At 64.4% G+C, this 16336-nt stretch carries 18 protein-coding genes; 4 read left to right on the top strand and 14 right to left on the bottom strand.

The genetic code is table 11. The annotated features are described in order from the left end of the window. Positions 1–13: 13 nt before the first annotated feature. Together ACQ4WO_RS01625 and ACQ4WO_RS01620 are read left to right on the top strand one after the other, a co-directional pair. Complete coding sequence (locus ACQ4WO_RS01625) at positions 14–2494, top strand: TonB-dependent siderophore receptor (RefSeq protein ID WP_436479955.1); 2481 nt, start codon at positions 14–16, stop codon at positions 2492–2494. 119 nt (positions 2495–2613) lie between these two features. Next, entirely contained in the window at positions 2614–4194 is a 1581-nt protein-coding gene (locus ACQ4WO_RS01620) for a histidine-type phosphatase (protein ID WP_436479954.1), read from the top strand. 60 nt (positions 4195–4254) lie between these two features. On the opposite strand, the gene ACQ4WO_RS01615 is transcribed toward ACQ4WO_RS01620, so the two are convergent. The 7 genes from ACQ4WO_RS01615 to ACQ4WO_RS01585 all read right to left on the bottom strand — a co-directional run bounded on the left by ACQ4WO_RS01615 (position 4255) and on the right by ACQ4WO_RS01585 (position 11242). Further along, entirely contained in the window at positions 4255–5541 is a 1287-nt protein-coding gene (locus ACQ4WO_RS01615; protein ID WP_436479953.1) for an MFS transporter, read from the bottom strand. A 544-nt stretch (positions 5542–6085) separates the two neighbouring features. Beyond that, positions 6086–6409: a thioredoxin family protein gene (locus ACQ4WO_RS01610; protein WP_436479952.1), complete on the bottom strand. Its 324-nt coding sequence runs from the start codon at positions 6407–6409 to the stop codon at positions 6086–6088. Positions 6410–6427: 18 nt separating this feature from the next. Continuing rightward, complete coding sequence (locus tag ACQ4WO_RS01605; protein ID WP_436479951.1) at positions 6428–7123, bottom strand: fumarylacetoacetate hydrolase family protein; 696 nt, start codon at positions 7121–7123, stop codon at positions 6428–6430. 76 nt (positions 7124–7199) lie between these two features. Continuing rightward, positions 7200–8495: an MFS family transporter gene (locus tag ACQ4WO_RS01600; protein WP_128141967.1), complete on the bottom strand. Its 1296-nt coding sequence runs from the start codon at positions 8493–8495 to the stop codon at positions 7200–7202. Positions 8496–8647: 152 nt separating this feature from the next. Further along, the gene (gene pcaF, locus ACQ4WO_RS01595) at positions 8648–9850 is read right to left on the bottom strand and encodes a 3-oxoadipyl-CoA thiolase (RefSeq protein ID WP_436479950.1); all 1203 of its coding nucleotides are present in this window, start codon (positions 9848–9850) and stop codon (positions 8648–8650) included. 41 nt (positions 9851–9891) lie between these two features. Further along, positions 9892–10533 (bottom strand): 3-oxoacid CoA-transferase subunit B, encoded by a 642-nt coding sequence (locus ACQ4WO_RS01590; RefSeq protein WP_436479949.1) that lies wholly within the window; start codon positions 10531–10533, stop codon positions 9892–9894. Between the two features lie 10 nt (positions 10534–10543). Continuing rightward, on the bottom strand, positions 10544–11242 hold the full coding sequence (locus ACQ4WO_RS01585; protein WP_436479948.1) for a 3-oxoacid CoA-transferase subunit A: 699 nt from the start codon (positions 11240–11242) through the stop codon (positions 10544–10546). Between the two features lie 165 nt (positions 11243–11407). Here ACQ4WO_RS01585 and ACQ4WO_RS01580 point away from each other — a divergent pair, with 165 nt between their 5' ends. Then, positions 11408–12235 (top strand): IclR family transcriptional regulator domain-containing protein, encoded by an 828-nt coding sequence (locus tag ACQ4WO_RS01580; RefSeq protein ID WP_436479947.1) that lies wholly within the window; start codon positions 11408–11410, stop codon positions 12233–12235. On the opposite strand, the gene ACQ4WO_RS01575 is transcribed toward ACQ4WO_RS01580, so the two are convergent. Genes ACQ4WO_RS01575 through ACQ4WO_RS01560 form a run of 4 tightly spaced genes read right to left on the bottom strand, consistent with a single transcriptional unit; the run spans position 12236 to position 14350 of the window. After that, on the bottom strand, positions 12236–13093 hold the full coding sequence (locus ACQ4WO_RS01575; RefSeq protein WP_436479946.1) for a ChaN family lipoprotein: 858 nt from the start codon (positions 13091–13093) through the stop codon (positions 12236–12238). A 42-nt stretch (positions 13094–13135) separates the two neighbouring features. Continuing rightward, positions 13136–13567, bottom strand: coding sequence for a DUF6691 family protein (locus ACQ4WO_RS01570; RefSeq protein ID WP_436479945.1), 432 nt, complete (start codon positions 13565–13567; stop codon positions 13136–13138). Beyond that, positions 13564–13989 (bottom strand): YeeE/YedE family protein, encoded by a 426-nt coding sequence (locus ACQ4WO_RS01565; RefSeq protein WP_436479944.1) that lies wholly within the window; start codon positions 13987–13989, stop codon positions 13564–13566. The genes ACQ4WO_RS01570 and ACQ4WO_RS01565 overlap by 4 nt, the downstream gene beginning before the upstream one ends. A 7-nt stretch (positions 13990–13996) precedes the next feature. After that, a complete protein-coding gene (locus tag ACQ4WO_RS01560) occupies positions 13997–14350 on the bottom strand; it encodes an ArsR/SmtB family transcription factor (protein ID WP_436479943.1) in 354 nt (117 codons plus the stop codon). A gap of 333 nt (positions 14351–14683) precedes the next feature. Here ACQ4WO_RS01560 and ACQ4WO_RS01555 point away from each other — a divergent pair, with 333 nt between their 5' ends. Further along, complete coding sequence (locus ACQ4WO_RS01555) at positions 14684–15091, top strand: PEP-CTERM sorting domain-containing protein (RefSeq protein WP_436479942.1); 408 nt, start codon at positions 14684–14686, stop codon at positions 15089–15091. A gap of 70 nt (positions 15092–15161) precedes the next feature. On the opposite strand, the gene ACQ4WO_RS01550 is transcribed toward ACQ4WO_RS01555, so the two are convergent. Genes ACQ4WO_RS01550 through ACQ4WO_RS01540 form a run of 3 tightly spaced genes read right to left on the bottom strand, consistent with a single transcriptional unit; the run spans position 15162 to position 16326 of the window. Continuing rightward, positions 15162–15341 (bottom strand): hypothetical protein, encoded by a 180-nt coding sequence (locus tag ACQ4WO_RS01550; RefSeq protein ID WP_034746783.1) that lies wholly within the window; start codon positions 15339–15341, stop codon positions 15162–15164. After that, complete coding sequence (locus tag ACQ4WO_RS01545) at positions 15338–15739, bottom strand: DUF3224 domain-containing protein (RefSeq protein WP_436479941.1); 402 nt, start codon at positions 15737–15739, stop codon at positions 15338–15340. The genes ACQ4WO_RS01550 and ACQ4WO_RS01545 overlap by 4 nt, the downstream gene beginning before the upstream one ends. Continuing rightward, positions 15739–16326, bottom strand: a complete 588-nt coding sequence (locus tag ACQ4WO_RS01540; RefSeq protein ID WP_436479940.1) for a DUF1697 domain-containing protein — start codon at positions 16324–16326, stop codon at positions 15739–15741. The genes ACQ4WO_RS01545 and ACQ4WO_RS01540 overlap by 1 nt, the downstream gene beginning before the upstream one ends. Between the last annotated feature and the right edge of the window lie 10 nt (positions 16327–16336).

The raw sequence follows: 16336 nt of genomic DNA, 5'->3' as shown, positions 1-16336 counted from the left end.
AAAGGCTGTCACCATGTCCGCTCGTATCCTTACCGTTTCCTCGCCGCGCGCGCTGCGCACGCGGCTGCATCCCCTGGCGCTGGCCGCCCTGCTGCTGGCTGGCGCCGGCATGCACGTCCAGGCAGCCGCCCAGGCACAGGCCAACCTTGCCACCGCCAGCTACGCCATCCCCGCCGGTCCGCTGGCAGGCGCCCTGAACCGCTATGCGCAGCAGGCGGGCGTATCCATCGTCGTCGACGCAGCCAAGATACAGGGACTGCAGACGGCCGGCCTGCAGGGCAGCTACGCCATCGACGACGGCTTTGCCGTACTGCTGCGCGGCAGCGGCTACGCCATCGGCAAGACGGCGACCGGCTATGTGCTGGTGGCCGCGCCGGCATCCGCGCCCACGGCAGCGGCAAGCGCCGCCTCGGCGGCCGAGCGCACCATGCCCTCGATTACCATCGTCGGCCAGGCCGAGCAAGGCGCCACCACGGAAGGCAGCGGCTCCTACACGGCGCGCAAGATCACCCTCGGCAAGGGCGAGCAGTCGATGAAGGACATGCCGCAATCGGTCAGCGTGCTGACGCGCCAGCGCCTGGACGACCAGGGCATCACGGACTTGCGCGAAGCCGTCAACAACGTCACCGGCGTAGTGGGCGTGCATGGCGTGGGCGCGGGCGTGGTGATCACCTCGCGCGGCTTCCAGATCGACCAGTGGCAGTACGACGGCGTGCCGATCGACCGCAACACCTACGCGCTGGGTAACTGGGGCCAGGAAAACATGGTGATCTACGACCGCCTGGAAGTGCTGCGCGGGGCATCGAGCCTGCTCGAAGGCACGGGCAGCCCGGGCGGCTCCGTCAACCTGGTGCGCAAGCGCCCGTTGGCAACGCGCCAGGTCGCGCTCACGGGCCGCGCCGGTTCGTGGGACCATTACGGCGCGCAGCTCGACGTCAGCACGCCGCTGAATGCGGAAGGCACTTTGCGTGGGCGCGCCATCATCGATGAAGACGACAGCCATTCCTTCATCGACCAGGTGTGGAGCAAGAACCGCACCGTGTATGCGGCGCTCGACTACGACCTCGGTCCCGCCACCACCGTGGGCCTGGCCGTGAGCAACGTCAACGGGCGTGGCCGCCCGATGTTCATCGGCCTGGCGCGCTACGCCGACGGCAGCGAACTGGGATTGCCCCGTTCGACCTATACGGGCGCCGACTGGAACCGCAGCAAGGTGGAACAGACCACCGTCAACCTGGACCTCGAGCACCACTTCAACAGCCGGTGGACCTTCAAGACGGCCGCGCTGGGCGTCAATGAACGCACCAATTCGACCCACCAGCGCATGGCCGGCACCATCAAGGCCAATGGCAGCGGTTCCATGTACGGCGACTTCTCCACCGATTTCAAGAACCAGAAGCGCGGTATCGACGCCTTCGTGCGCGGCAAATTCGATGGCCTTGGCATCGCGCAGGAAGTCGTCATGGGCGCCAGCTATGTGAAGTTCCACTCCGACGACCGCTATGCGCGCGCGTGGACGCAAGGCGCGCAAATCTTCAATATCAACCACCACCGTCCATGGCAGGACTTCGACACCATCGCCGCGCGCGGCGTGAGCTCCAGCAGCACCTACGACATGCGCCAGAAAGGCCTGTACGGCACCTGGAACGGCCAGCTGACCAGCAACCTGAAAGCGCTGCTGGGCGGGCGTTTCAGCTGGTATGACTTCGAGTATGTCCCCAAGGGCGGCACGACGGACAGCACCAGGGTCACGGCCAAGTTCACGCCATCGGCGGCCCTGATGTATGCGCTGACGCCGCAATGGTCCACTTACGCCAGCTATGCGGGCGTGTTCCAGCCGCAGACGAACCGCAACGCGGCGGGCGGAGTCCTCAAACCGGTCACGGGCGACAGCTATGAAGCCGGCGTCAAGGGCGAACTGCTGGACGGCAAAGTCAACTCCTCGCTGGCCGTCTTCCGCTACGAGCACAAGGACCGCGCCGTCAACGACTACGCCGCCGGTTTCGCCTGCGACGGCTGGTACTGCTCGCGCGCCTCGGGCAAGGTGCGCAGCCAGGGCCTGGAAGCGGAAGTGTCCGGCGAAGTGGCGCGCGGCCTGCAGCTGTCGGCCGGCTATGCCTACACGACGACGACCTACCTCGACGACCCGGACAACAAGGGCGAGGTCTTCTCGACGTGGACGCCGAAGCACATGCTGCGTCTGTGGTCCGGCTATACCCTGCCTGGCGAGTGGAGCAAGTTCAGCGTCGGCGCCGGCGTGAACATGCAAAGCCACACGCTGGACTTCGGCCGCTCGTTCGACGTGGCCGGCTTCTCGCTGTGGAACGCGCGCCTTGCCTGGCAAGCCACGCCGCAGCTGTCGCTGGCCGTCAACGTCAACAACCTGTTCGACAAGCGCTACGTGATCCCGTCGTATAACGACACGGGCGGCAATAACCACTTCGGCGACCCGCGCAACGTGCAGCTGACCCTGAAGTACACGCCGAAGTGGTAGGCTGACGCGCTGCGCTGACAGCACAGGCGGGCCGGCATTCAGCCGCGCCCGCCTTTTTTTCCGTTTTTTTTCGTTCAGTGCTAGGCTGGCGTACGAGAAATATTCACCACGAAAAAACCATGCCCTTACTGCTCCCCCTGTCCAGCATTGCGCTGGCCCTTGCCCTGCACGCCAGTCCCGTCCTGGCCGTCGAAGGCCATTACCAGACCAAGACGCCATATGCGCCGCAGCAGGACCCGGCCACCTATGCCGCGCCACCGGCCGGCTTTCAGCCCATCTACACGCAACTGGTGGCGCGCCACGGTGCGCGCGGATTGACCGGCATGAAGAGCGACGCGGCCCTGTATGCGATGTGGCAGCAGGCCGCCGCACAGGATGCGCTCACGCCATTGGGGCGCGAACTGGGTCCCGACATCCTGGCCCTGATGAAGGCCAACGCGCTGCTTGGTTATGGCGTGGCCGGCATCGAGAAACCCGGCTACGGCAATCTGTCCCAGACGGGCATCGAAGAACACCGCCAACTGGCCGTGCGCATGCTGGAGCGCCTGCCCGCCCTGTTCGCGCAAGTGGGCCAGGACGCGGCGACGGCGCCGCGCCAGCTCGTCACCATCGATTCCGGCGTGGACCGCGCGCGCGACAGCGCCCGTTTTTTCACGCAGTCGCTGCTCGAGCACGCGCCCGCGCTGGCGCCCTTGCTCTACCTGCCGCCCGCGCTGGCGCCGTACCCGCAGGGACGCAAGCCCGTGGCGCAGCCGATATTGCAGCCTGCTGGCGTCAACCGCTTCCTGCTGTACGCGCACAAGCTGGCGCCGCGGACGGATCTTGTCGCCGATCGCGCCACCCCGTACTACGCCACCTATGCCGCCAGCCAGGCCTACCAGTATTATGAGAGAACCAAGCAGCTGCATGCACTGATGGATGCCCCCGCCAGGCTGCCTGCGGCGGCCGCGCATGCGCGCCACGTGCTCGAGCGGCTGTTCGCACCCGCCTTCCTCGACCAGCTCGAGCGGGGCGCCGCCAGCTATGCGGACACGGGCAGCTACAGCTTCACCAGCGCGGACGGCCAGCTCACGCGCACCATGACGGGCAGCGGCAAGACCGTCATCCGCAGCCTGAATGCGGCCGCGACAAAACTATATGAGCTGTATGCGATCGCCGCCGGCATGCACCATGAAGTACCGGCCGATTTCAGCCGCTACATGCCCGCCGAGGATGCGCGCTACTACGCCGATATCGCGGACCACGAGGATTTTTACCAGAAAGGGCCGGGCAGCACGACCAGCGCAGGCGTGACCTGGCGCTTCGCGCTGGCCTTGCGCGACGATTTTTTCAAGGAAGTCGATGCGCTGGCCAGCGGTGATTTGCGCCACGCGGCCAAGCTGCGCTTCACGCACGCCGAAATGATCATCCCGCTCGCTTCGGCCATGGGTTTGAAAAAGGCGCTGGCACCGCTGCCGGCATCGGCCAGCGACAGCCATGCGGGCCCTCGATGGCGCGGCCAGAGCATCTCGCCGCTGGCGGCCAACATGCAGTGGGATGTGTACCGCAACGGCGCAGGACAGCTGATCGTGCGCCTGCTGTACAACGAAAAGGAAACGCCGTTCCAGGCCGCTTGCGATGGCGCGCGCATCGCGTCCGGCAGCGTTTTCTACGACTATGCGGGACTGAAAGCCTGCTACGGCCACGTGGCAACGCCGTAGGCACAAAAAAAGCCGCCAGCTTATGCAACTGGCGGCTTTCGACCATCGTGTAGCAAGCAGTTACTGCCAGGCTTCCTTGCCCGCGCGTGGCTTGCCCACCATCAGCAGCGCGCCCAGGGTCAGCACCGCCGCCAGCGACAGGTAGTAGCCCACGTATTGCAAGCCGTAGTTGGTGGCCAGCCAGGTGGCGATGTACGGCGCCAGCGAGGCACCGAGGATGCCGGCCAGGTTGAACGTCAGCGAAGCGCCCGTGTAGCGCACTTCGGGCGGGAACAGCTCGGACAACATCGTGCCCAGCGGTCCGTAGGTCATGCCCATCAGGCCCAGGCCGACGGCCATGAAGACGGTCACTTCCCAGGTCACGCCCGAACCGAACATCGGCGCGAGCACCAGGCCGAAGATGGCGATGGCGACGGAGACCCAGATCAGAGTCGAACGGCGGCCGCGGCGGTCGGCCAGCACGGCCGAGAATGGAATCGTCAGGGCGAAGAACAGCACGGCAAACAGCTGCACGATAAGGAATTCCTTGCGCGTGAAGCCCAGTTTGGTCGTGCCCCAGCTCAATGCGAACACCGTCATCAGATAGAACAGCACGAAGGTGGCCAGGGCGATGATGGTACCCAGGAACAGCATGCGGCCATGCTGGCGGAACACGGTGGCGACCGGCAGTTTGACGACTTCGTTCTTGTCGATGACTTTCTGGAAGTCCGGCGTTTCCGTGATCTTCAGACGCACGTACAGGCCGACGATGACCAGCAGCGCGCTGGCCAGGAACGGGATGCGCCAGCCGTAGCTGAAGAACTGCTCATCGGTCATGGTTTCGCTCAGCAGCAGGAAGATGCCGCCCGACAGGAAAAAGCCGATCGGCGCGCCCAACTGCGGGAACATGCCGTACCAGGCGCGTTTGCCCGGTGGCGCGTTTTCCGTGGCCAGCAGCACCGCGCCGCCCCACTCGCCGCCCAGGCCCAGGCCCTGGCCGAAACGGCACAGCGCCAGCAGCAGCGGCGCCAGGGTGCCGATGGCGGCATACGTCGGCAGCAAGCCGATGATGACGGTAGAGATACCCATGGTCAGCAAGGCCGCCACGAGAGTGGCCTTGCGGCCGATGCGGTCGCCGAAGTGGCCGAACACGGCCGAACCGATGGGGCGGGCGAAGAAGGCGATGGCGAACGTGGCCAGCGACTGCAGCACGGCGGCAGACGGGTCGCCGGCGGGGAAGAACAGTTTCGGGAACACCAGCACGGCGGCGGTGGCGTAGATATAGAAGTCGAAGAACTCGATGGTGGTGCCGATCAGGCTGGCGAACAGCACCGTGCCGGGGGAATTTTTCTTGGGGGGGGTGCTCATTTACTGCGCTCCTTGGGGAGGGTGTCTAAAGGCCATTCTCTGGATGTTTTTTCAGGCAGCAGCACAGCACGTTGTCTAGGCGCGCGGTTCACATATCATAGCTGTGCTCGGGCGTAATTGCTGCGAATTTGCTATTAAATTCACAAACAAATTCCACGCCGTAACACGCCGTTGTTAACGGCAGACAACGGTGTACCAACGCGCGCTATCGCGCCGTGATCAGTGCTGATTTAGAGAAACAACGGTCGTGCGCCATCCGGTTACCCGGGGCACGGCAGGAAAGGCGTCAGGGGGTGGGCGACGTGTATCAGGCCCGGCGTATCGCCAGGCATTCCGTACCAGACCCGCGCGTCGGCATCGCGGCATCGGTCATTTGTGGTGAGTCCTTGCCTGCGGCCCCTCCGGGTGGAGCGGGCCGGCGATGATCGCGCTGCATCACTCAGGATGCGGTTGATCTTGCTGTAAGCGGCTTATGATACGCGCAGTGGTGCGGTGCGGCAAGAATTTGTGATGGAGCAGTCGGCTTACGCTGCGCTAAGCCGACCTACGCATCAATCAATGCAAAAGCCTGCTCAATTTCGCGGCTGTCGAGCGGGCGCACGAGGCGCGCCACTTCCTGGCCATCCTTCAAAAAAACCAGGGTCGGCCACAGCTTCACCCGGAAGTAGCGTCCCAGCGCGCGGCCGGGGCCGTCTTCCACGCGGATATGCAACACCCCGGGGTGTTGCGCAAACGCGGCGGCCAGCGGCGCCTGGGTGGCGCGGCAGTGGCCGCACCAGCCCGTGCCGAATTCCAGCAGGGCCGGCCCGGTCAAGGCGTCGATCTCGGCGCGCGTCGGTTGCGCTACGGAATACGTGTCGTTCATCATGTCAGTCTCCTTGAGAACTTAGACCACTTTCACGCGCAAGGTATCCAGGCCATCGATGGCGCCCGCCAGCTCGTCCCCGCGCTGCACGGCCGCCACGCCGGCCGGCGTGCCCGTGTAGATCAGATCGCCCGGCTGCAAAGTGAAATAGGTCGACAGGTCGGCGATGGTTTCGGCCACGTTCCAGATCAGCATGTCGATGGTGCTCGCCTGGCGCAGCTCGCCGTTCACGTGCAGGGTGATGGCGGCATGGCCAATGTCACCCGCCTGCGCGGCCGGGGTGATGGAACCGATGGGCGCCGAGTGCTCGAAGGCCTTGCCCGTATCCCACGGACGGCCCTGCTTTTTCGCCGCGCCCTGCACGTCGCGGCGCGTCATGTCCAGGCCGATCGCATAGCCCCACACGTGGCTCAGCGCGTCGGCCACGCCGATATCGCTGCCGCCCTTGCCGATGGCCACCACCAGTTCCATCTCGTGCTGGAAATCCTGCGTCTGCGCCGGGTACGGCAGTTCACCCGTCGTGCCAGCAGGCACGGGCAGCACGGCATCGTTTGGTTTCATGAAGAAAAACGGCGCCTCGCGGCCCGTGTGGCCCATTTCCTTGGCGTGGTCGACATAGTTGCGGCCCACGCAATAGATGCGGTGGACGGGAAAGCTGTCGGCACTGCCCGTGACGGGAACGCTGGGCTGGATCGGTGCGGGAATGACATACGACATGAAAACTCCTGATCGGCACGATAAAAAGGCGGTGATGAAAAAGGGACACCGCAGTGTCCCCCATTTTACGACAACGTTACTTCAGCAGGCCCGAGCGGCTCGGGTCCGGCATGCGGATGGCGACGATGAAGGAAATCAGGCACATGATGGTCACGTACCAGTAGAAATACTCTTCCACGTGCCAGGCCTTGAATTGCAGCGCCACATATTCGGCCGAACCGCCGAACATGGCGTTGGCGACCGCATACGACAGGCCCACGCCCAGCGCGCGCACTTCGACGGGGAACATTTCCGCCTTGATCAAGCCGCTGATCGACGTGTAGAAGCTGATGATGGCCAGGGCGATGACGATCAGGCCAAACGCCGCGTACGGGCTGGTGATGTCCTTCAAGGCATGCATGATCGGCAGCACGCACAGGGTGGCCAGGCCGCCGAAGAACAGCATCGAGGTACGGCGGCCGATGCGGTCGGACAAGGCGCCGAATACCGGTTGCAAAATCATGTACACCAGCAAGGCGCAGGTCATGACGGCGCTGGCCGTCTTGGTGTCCATGCCGGCCGTGTTGACCAGGTATTTCTGCATGTAGGTGGTAAACGTGTAGAACACGAGCGAGCCGCCGGCCGTAAAGCCGAGCACCGTGATGAAGGCGCGCTTGTGCTTGAGCAAGCCGCGCAAGCTGCCCGCATCCTTGTCCTTGCGCTCGCTGGCGGTGGTCGTTTCCGTCAGGGATTTACGCAGGTTCAGCGACACCAGAGCCGCCAGGGCGCCAAACACGAATGGGATGCGCCAGCCCCAGGCACGCAGCTCTTCCAGGGTCAGCAGTTGCTGCAAGACCACCAGCACCAGCAAGGCCAGCAGCTGGCCGCCGATCAGGGTCACGTACTGGAACGAGGCGAAGAAGCCGCGCTTGCCCGATTCCGACACTTCGCTCATGTAGGTGGCGCTGGTACCGTATTCGCCGCCCACGGACAGGCCCTGGAACAATCGTGCCACGAGCAGCAGGAACGGGGCGAAGGCGCCGATGGTTTCATAGGTCGGCAGCACGGCGATCATCAGGGAACCGCCGCACATCATCAGCACGGAAATCATCATCGACTGGCGGCGGCCGTATTTGTCGGCGATGCGGCCGAACAGCCAGCCGCCCACGGGACGCATGAGGAAGCCGGCGGCGAAGATGCCGGCCGTCTGCAGCAGCTGCGTCGTCGGGTTACCGGAGGGGAAGAACGCGTGCGAAAAGTACAGCGCGCAAAACGAGTAAATGTAGAAGTCGAACCATTCGACCAGGTTGCCGGAGGAAGCGCCAATGATGGCCTTGATGCGCTGCTGGGAAGTCAGCTGCGCAACGTCATGCGGAGTATCGTGGGATGTCATATCAGTCTTCTTGTTCGTGTGAAAAGCCAACGCCAGCCCGGTTGCCCGGGCTGGTTTTGCATCATACGCCCTTGATCGGGGTCCAAAAGCCGCCCGACATACGGGTTAATACGTATCGCCGGCAACTATTTTTCGCCTGCGGGCGCGTCGAATCAGACCCGTTCCAGCACCAGCGCAATACCCTGCCCCACGCCGATGCACATGGTGCAGAGCGCATAGCGGCCGCCCGTGCGGTGCAGCTGATTGACGGCCGTCATGGCCAGGCGCGCACCGGAGGCGCCCAGCGGGTGGCCGAGGGCAATCGCGCCGCCATTCGGGTTGACGCGCGCATCGTCATCGGGCAAGCCCAGCTGGCGCAGCACGGCCAGGCCCTGGGCGGCAAACGCTTCGTTCAATTCGATGACGTCGAAGTCGGCCAGGGTCAAACCCGTCATGGCCAGCACTTTCAGGGTGGCGGGCGCGGGGCCGATGCCCATGATGCGCGGCGCCACGCCGGCCGTCGCCATGGCCACGACCCTGGCGCGCGGCGTCAGGCCAAAACGGGCCGCGTTCGCCTCGTCGGCCAGCAGCAGGGCCGCCGCGCCATCGTTGACGCCGGAGGCGTTGCCGGCGGTAATCGTACCGTCCGCGCGCACGACGGGTTTCAATTTGGCCAGGGTGTCCAGGGTGGTGGCGCGCGGATGCTCGTCGCGGGCAACGATGACGGGCTCGCCTTTCTTTTGCGCGATGCTGACGGGGCAGATTTCACTGTCGAACACGCCAGCCTGCTGCGCCGCCAGGGCCTTGACCTGGCTGGCCAGGGCGAACGCATCCTGGTCCGCGCGGCTGATGCCAAAGTCGACGGCCACGTTTTCCGCCGTTTCCGGCATCGAATCGACGCCGTACTGCGCCTTCATCAAGGGGTTGATGAAGCGCCAGCCGATGGTCGTGTCTTCCATTTTCATGCCGCGCGAAAAGGCGCTGCCGGCCTTGCCCATGACAAATGGCGCGCGGCTCATGCTTTCCACGCCGCCGGCAATCATCAATCCCGCCTCGCCGCTCTTGATGAAACGCGCGGCGCTGCCGATGGCGTCCAGGCCCGAACCGCACAGGCGGTTCAGGGTGGCGCCCGGCACGCTGTCGGGCAAGCCCGCCAGCAGGGCGGCCATGCGCGCCACGTTGCGGTTATCCTCGCCCGCCTGGTTGGCGCAGCCGTACAGCACGTCGGTGACGGCAGTCCAGTCCACGTTCGGATTGCGCGCCATCAAGGCACGGATGGGCTCGGCGCCCAGGTCGTCGGCGCGCACGCCAGCGAGTCCGCCGCCATAGCGGCCGAATGGCGTGCGCTGGGCGTCACAGATATAAGCGTGGGTCATGTTCTTTCCTCCAAGAAAGTGGTTTGCGTATTGATACTGAATTAACGTCCGTCCGCCAGCGGCACGGCCGTCAACGCTTGCAGCTGTTCAAAACTCAAGCCATCGACCAGTTCGACGACCTTGGCGCCATTTGGCCCCAAGTCGAGCACGGCCAGGTCGCTGTAGATGCGGCTGACGCACCCGATGCCCGTGAGCGGATAGGTGCAGGCCTGCACCAGCTTGCTTTCACCCGTCTTGGTCAGCAATTCCATCATGACCCAGGTTTTTTTCGCGCCGATGGCCAGGTCCATGGCCCCGCCCACGGCGGGAATGGCGTCCGGCGCGCCCGTGTGCCAGTTGGCCAGGTCGCCCGTGGCGGATACTTGAAACGCGCCCAGCACGCAGATGTCGAGGTGGCCGCCGCGCATCATGGCGAAGCTGTCGGCATGGTGAAAATAGCTGCCGCCGGGCAGCAGGGTGACGGGCTGCTTGCCCGCATTGATCAGGTCGTAGTCTTCCTCGCCGGGCGCGGGCGCGGGGCCCATGCCGATCACGCCGTTTTCGCTGTGCAGGATGATGTCCGCGCCAGCCGGCAAGTGGTTCGCCACCAGGGTCGGCAAGCCGATACCGAGGTTGACGACACTGCCTTCATGGATGTCGGCCGCCACGCGGGCCGCCATTTGGTCTCGATTCCATTTGTTCACTTGATACTCCTCAGGCAGCTTTGAAGCCGGCGGGGCCGGTGGCCGTGCGCGGCACTTGCACGATGCGCTGCACGAACAGGCCCGGCGTGATGACGTGCTCGGGATCGATGCTGCCCAGTTCAGCAACTTCATGCACGGAAGCAATGCTGACCTTGGCGGCCATGGCCATGATCGGGCCGAAGTTGCGCGCCGTCTTGCGATAAGTCAGGTTGCCCCAGCGGTCGCCCTGCTCCGCCTTGATCAGCGCGAAATCGGCGTGGATCGGCGACTCGAACACATACATGCGGCCATCGATCTCACGCGTTTCCTTGCCCTTGGCCAAGTCCGTGCCATAACCGGTGGGCGTGAAAAAGCCGCCGATGCCGGCGCCGGCGGCGCGGATGCGCTCGGCCAGGTTGCCCTGTGGCACCAGCTCCAGCTCCAGCTTGCCCGCGCGGTACAGCGCGTCGAAGACGTGGGAATCGGCCTGGCGGGGGAACGAGCAGATGATCTTGCGCACCTGCCCGTTTTTCAGCAGGGCAGCCAGGCCCGTGTCGCCATTGCCCGCATTGTTGTTGACGATGACGAGTTCGCGCGCGCCCTGGGCGATCAAACCGTCGATCAGCTCGGCCGGCTGGCCCGCGCCGCCAAAGCCGCCAATCATGACGGTGGCGCCATCGTGGATATCGGCCAGCGCATCAAGCACGCTGGAACGCAGTTTGTCGATCATTGCGGTCTCCTCCCAATCAAATACATCGGCCATTTGTTCGTATAACGAACAAATATTCGTATTTAGAACTTATTCGTGAGAATATGCCTGATCGGAGCGCTTGTCAATTTGCCGTTTTCGCCAGCGCCATGGCTATAATTGCCACCTTGACCAATTGGAATTGCCATGACCGCACGCAGCAGCACCTCCGTTCCCGCCGAAGAAACCGCCGATGCCGACGGTGCGCCGCGTCCCGGCGATAGCTATGTGCAATCGTTCGCGCGGGGCCTGGCCGTGCTGCGCAGCTTCGGCGCGGACGCGCCGCAACAGACCCTGAGCGAAGTGGCGGAACGGGCGCAGCTGACGCGCGCGGGGGCGCGGCGCATCCTGCACACCTTGCTGCATCTCGGTTATGTGGAAGCGGATGGGCGGCTGTTCCGTTTGACACCCAAGGTGCTGGACCTCGGTTACGCCTATCTGTCATCCTTGCCCGTGTGGACGCAGGCGCAGCCGCTGCTGGAAGAATTGATGCAGACCTTGCGCCAGTCGTGCTCGGCCACCGTGCTCGACGGCGACGACATCGTGTATGTCGTGCGCCTGTCCGCGCACCGCACCATGTCGATCAACCTGGGCATCGGCAGCCGCCTGCCCGCCTACTGCACCTCGATGGGACGGGTTTTACTGTCGGGCCTGGCGCCCGACGCGCTGCGCGAACGGCTGTCGAAGATGGCGCTGCTGAAAATCACGCCGGCGACCAAGGTCGATATCGACGTCTTGATGGAAGAGATTGCGCAAGTGCGGCGCCAGGGCTGGTGCCTGGTGCAGGAAGAGCTGGAACAGGGCTTGATCGCCCTGGCCGCGCCCGTGTTCGACCGGGCCGGCAAGGTGGTGGCGGCGATCAACGTCAGCGGCCAGACGGCGGGGCCGTCCGTGGTGCATCTGCTGGAACACAGCTTGCCGAAACTGCTCGATACGGCAAGCCGGGTCAGCGCCCTGGTGCGGGTGCAGCAGTGATTATTTCTTGAACTTGGCGCACGGGTCCGGGCGCGGCTGCGCCGGCATTGTTTGCGTCAGGTCGAACGTGCCTTTGTAGCCGGTGGTCCCCTGCTCCAGGTAGCCGATGCTGCGCACGTTCAGCTGCGGGTCGGCCAGCTTCAGCCAGCGGGGTACGCCGATATCCTTGCGCACATGCTCATTGCCGGCGATCAGCACCACGTCGCGCGGCGCCTGGTCGCGGATCAGCTTGGCCATCCAGATATCGCGCGCCACCTGGGCGTTGACGACGCCACCCACCATCATGTCGGGCAGCATGTTGCAGCGGGCCGCCTGGACTTCCTTCTTTTGCCCTTCCAGAATATCGGCCGGCACGGGTGCGGCCAGGTACGTGGCCGCCATGGCGGGCGGCATCGACCATTGGATGCCGTCGCGCACGATACGCGAGGCATCGGCCGGCGACAAATTGCCGGCGACCAGGGTCAGCTGGTAGCTGATGACGAGGTCCAGCACGGGACGGTACACGCTCCAGTCCCAGCGCGGCTGTTCCATTACGCGAATGATGCAGTCGGGGTCGGCGCATTCGCGCGCGGCGCGCGTCAGCAAGGCCTGGTTTTCGCGGTCGAACTGCTCCATGACAATCACGGGACGCCAGCCGGCCGCCAGGCGGCGCTGCAATTCTGCGACGCGCAGGCGGTGGCCTTGCGCATTGTCATGCACTTCACCGAGCAGCAGTACTTGCGGATTGGGCAAGGCGTCGGCCACAGGCGGGGGTGGGGGCGGCGCGTCCTTCTTCAGCAGGCCGCCGCAGGCGGCCAGTGCCAGCACGCTGCACAGCAGGGCGGCGCGCGCGCCGGCACGGAAAATCTCGGTCTTCATGTAAGCGGTATCCAAAGTGGCGATGCGCCAGATTGTACCGTCTCAGGCCGGCGCGGGCAGCTTGCGGCGCTCCAGCACTTCAAACACGGCCATGCCGGCCAGCATGGCGCCGGCAAACATCCACGCTTTCGGCTGGCCCGCCAGCAGCGACACGAGGGCGGGACCGGGACAGAAACCGGCGATGCCCCAGCCCGCGCCAAAGGCCAGGCTGCCCAGCAGCAAGCGCCGGTCGATGCGCCGCGATGCCGGCAACTGCATGGGTTCGCCCAGCAGCGACCTGGTTCTCTGCCGGGCCAGCCAGAAGGCCGGCAAGGCCACGCCGATGGCGCCGCCCATTACCAGCGCCAAGGATGGATCCCAGGCGCCGGCCAGGTCGAGGAAAGCGAGTACCTTGGCCGGGTTGGACATGCCGGAGGCGATCAGGCCCAGGCCAAAGACGAGGCCGCTCAACAGGGAAAGAAATAGTTTACTCATACGTGGCGCAACAGATAGACGGTGAGGAAACCGGTTGCCATGAAGACACAGGTGGCCGCCAGCGAACGCGGAGACAGGCGCGACAAGCCGCACACGCCGTGGCCGCTGGTGCAGCCGGCGCCATAGCGCACACCCACGCCCACCAGCAGGCCCGCGACGATCAGGGCCGGCGTGCCTGCGTCGATCTGTACGGGCGGCAAGGCTTGCCACAACGGGTACAGCAGAGGGGTGCCGATCAGGCCGACAAGAAAGGCAATGCGCCAGCCCAGGTCGCCACTGCGCGGACGCAGCAAGCCGCCGACGATGCCGCTGATGCCGGCGATGCGGCCATTGAACAGGATCAATAGCGCAGCCGCCAGGCCGATCAGCATGCCGCCGGCCAGCGAGGCCCACGGCGTGAAGTGCTGCCAGTCGATGGTCATGGCAGGGTCAGTCCGCTTCGTCGTTGAACGGGGTGCGCGGCGCGCAAAATTGCGCGTACAGCACTTGCAGCACGGCCAGCACGGGCGCGCTGGCGACGCGGTAATAAATCTGCTTGCCGTCGCGCCGCGTGGCCACCAGCATCTCTTCCCGCAACACGCCCAGCTGCTGCGACAGGGTCGGCTGGCCGATGCCCACTTTTTGCTCGAGGTCGCTGACGCAATGCTCGCCCTGCGACAGCTGGCACAGCAGCATCAAGCGGTCGGCATTGCCCATGGCCTTGAGCAGCGAGCTGGCCTTGTAGGCCGAACCACGCATAGCGTCGAGGTTGTATTCGGCGTGTTGTGTTGCGACTGTCTCCATCTTGCCCTCCCACAGGCGGTCATGTTGAATAGCGTGCGATAAACAATATACTAATCAATATATTGTTTTCGTGCTGGCGATTCGCGCAAAAAAACAACAGTGTTTTTCGTCGATAGCGTGCTTATGCAAAGTGTGCGGCAGCGATCATGTTTACGCTATCAAAATGACAAATATTCGTAATAAAGAGGAAATAAGCGTATCAAAATTGTCACGATCTATGCTGTAATGGGAGAACAGCAGAAAAACCATGATACGCCCCCGTACGGGCGAATTGTCCGTCCATGCGCTAACCGGTTTCGGCTGCGCAGCACGGTGAACCACAGGGAGAGCACGATGAGAATCTATCAGTCGCTATGCATGGCCTGGCTGGCGCTGTCGGCCAGCACATGGAGCATGGCGGCAGTCAGCGACACGACAGCCGGCAAGCTGCAGGAAGCCGGCGAACGCGTGACGATCGATGAAAGCATCAGCTTGAATAATAATCCCGGCTGGGAAACGCCGGACTTGCCGTATGCACGCCTGCTGGCCAGCAGCAGCGCGACGGCGGCACCGCACTGGAGCACCAGTGGCGCGCGCCATGTGGCCCTGGCGCCACCGAGGCCCATGACGGCCGCACCCGCACAGCAAGCCAACATGCCGGCCCCCGTGCCTGAAGCGAGCATGTACTCGATGTTGCTGGTGGGATTGGGCCTGGTGGCCTTGAGCCTGCACGGCGAAAAACAGGAAAAATTCGATAATTGACGGCGCCTGCACTGGCAAGGCGCTGCTGAAGAACATTCCGCCTGGTGCGGAATGTTTTGTTATGGCGCCATCATTTGTCCAGCAGGCGGCAGACCCGTTCGATGTTCCCCACCGGAATGCCCGACTTCAGGGCCCGCGCGATGCAGCCCGCCTTGTCCGGGCCCGAGGCGGAAATGAGCACGAAGGCCGTCACCACCACGCTGATGGCGACAAGCACGATCAAGACACCCTTGACGATATCCCAGTTCATTGCGTCTCAACAATGTCATACGTAAAATCATAATAATGCTTGCCGTCCTCGATGCGGATGGCCAGGCTGCCCCTGAGTCCTTGCAACTGCTCCGTCCCCGTATCGGGTACCACCGTCACCGACAAGGCGGGGCCGCCGCGCGTCATCGTGCCGCTGTGCTGCAAATAAAAACTGCCGTGGCGCCCGTCCAGGCTGCCTTCCACCCGTTCCAGCGCCACATAGCCTGCCGAGCCCGTCACGCTGGCGCGCGCGCTCAGCATCTCGCCCTGCGCGCTGGCCTCGAGGGCGCCGTGGTAGCGCTTGTCGAGCGACAAGCGCCCCAGCCCCGATTGTGCGGCCGTGTCCGACAAGGTTTCCGGGGTGATGGTGACGTCGAAGGTACCGGTAATGGAAGGCATCAGTGCTCCTTGGAAAATGAAGATATGGCTGCCGCATCGGGTCCGCTCAGCAGCGCATGCAGTTTTTGCATGGTGGCCCAGTTGCGCGACGTGACGCCGTCGCCCAGCAGCACGCCCAGCGCCGCCACCACCTTGCTGGCCAGCACGCCATCGGGACACCAAGCATATGCGGCCCAGCGCCCCAGCGCCAGCGCTTCGGGCTGCCACGACTGCTGCAAAAGCGGCGCCAGGCGCTTGACGTCGGCCGGATTGTTCAGCACCAGGGTCAGCAAGCGGGCCGCATCGGCCGCCGGCGCCAGGGTGTTTTGTTCGACCAGCTCGGCAAACTGGCTGGCCGACAGCACCGTCACCCTGGCTGCCACGCCCAGTTTCAGCACCAGTGCTTCCTCGATGCGGGAAGCGGCCTCGGCCGGCGCTACCTTGCCGCCGTCATACACGACGTTGCCGCTGTTGAGTACCGTGCGCACTTGCGCAAAACCCAGCTCGCCCAGCAGCTTGCGCAGGTCGGCCATGGCCACGCGCTTGGCGCGGCCCACATTAATCCCGCGCAACAGCGCCACTTGCTGACTGTCTTCTATTTGTGCCATGCTGTCTCCT

This window comes from Janthinobacterium aestuarii (genome assembly GCF_051380835.1).
GTDB classification, from domain to species: Bacteria; Pseudomonadota; Gammaproteobacteria; order Burkholderiales; family Burkholderiaceae_D; genus Janthinobacterium; species Janthinobacterium aestuarii.
This window is presented reverse-complemented; position numbering and strand designations above follow the sequence as displayed.

Coding starts and splice junctions, on each gene's coding strand:
- ACQ4WO_RS01550 (WP_034746783.1), bottom strand. CDS start 15,341: ATGAACTGGGATATCGTCAAGGGTGTCTTGATCGTGCTTGTCGCCATC.
- ACQ4WO_RS01580 (WP_436479947.1), top strand. CDS start 11,408: ATGACCGCACGCAGCAGCACCTCCGTTCCCGCCGAAGAAACCGCCGAT.
- ACQ4WO_RS01620 (WP_436479954.1), top strand. CDS start 2,614: ATGCCCTTACTGCTCCCCCTGTCCAGCATTGCGCTGGCCCTTGCCCTG.
- ACQ4WO_RS01600 (WP_128141967.1), bottom strand. CDS start 8,495: ATGACATCCCACGATACTCCGCATGACGTTGCGCAGCTGACTTCCCAG.
- ACQ4WO_RS01545 (WP_436479941.1), bottom strand. CDS start 15,739: ATGCCTTCCATTACCGGTACCTTCGACGTCACCATCACCCCGGAAACC.
- ACQ4WO_RS01625 (WP_436479955.1), top strand. CDS start 14: ATGTCCGCTCGTATCCTTACCGTTTCCTCGCCGCGCGCGCTGCGCACG.
- ACQ4WO_RS01575 (WP_436479946.1), bottom strand. CDS start 13,093: ATGAAGACCGAGATTTTCCGTGCCGGCGCGCGCGCCGCCCTGCTGTGC.
- ACQ4WO_RS01585 (WP_436479948.1), bottom strand. CDS start 11,242: ATGATCGACAAACTGCGTTCCAGCGTGCTTGATGCGCTGGCCGATATC.
- ACQ4WO_RS01560 (WP_436479943.1), bottom strand. CDS start 14,350: ATGGAGACAGTCGCAACACAACACGCCGAATACAACCTCGACGCTATG.
- pcaF (WP_436479950.1), bottom strand. CDS start 9,850: ATGACCCACGCTTATATCTGTGACGCCCAGCGCACGCCATTCGGCCGC.
- ACQ4WO_RS01610 (WP_436479952.1), bottom strand. CDS start 6,409: ATGATGAACGACACGTATTCCGTAGCGCAACCGACGCGCGCCGAGATC.
- ACQ4WO_RS01565 (WP_436479944.1), bottom strand. CDS start 13,989: ATGACCATCGACTGGCAGCACTTCACGCCGTGGGCCTCGCTGGCCGGC.
- ACQ4WO_RS01570 (WP_436479945.1), bottom strand. CDS start 13,567: ATGAGTAAACTATTTCTTTCCCTGTTGAGCGGCCTCGTCTTTGGCCTG.
- ACQ4WO_RS01555 (WP_436479942.1), top strand. CDS start 14,684: ATGAGAATCTATCAGTCGCTATGCATGGCCTGGCTGGCGCTGTCGGCC.
- ACQ4WO_RS01540 (WP_436479940.1), bottom strand. CDS start 16,326: ATGGCACAAATAGAAGACAGTCAGCAAGTGGCGCTGTTGCGCGGGATT.
- ACQ4WO_RS01605 (WP_436479951.1), bottom strand. CDS start 7,123: ATGTCGTATGTCATTCCCGCACCGATCCAGCCCAGCGTTCCCGTCACG.
- ACQ4WO_RS01615 (WP_436479953.1), bottom strand. CDS start 5,541: ATGAGCACCCCCCCCAAGAAAAATTCCCCCGGCACGGTGCTGTTCGCC.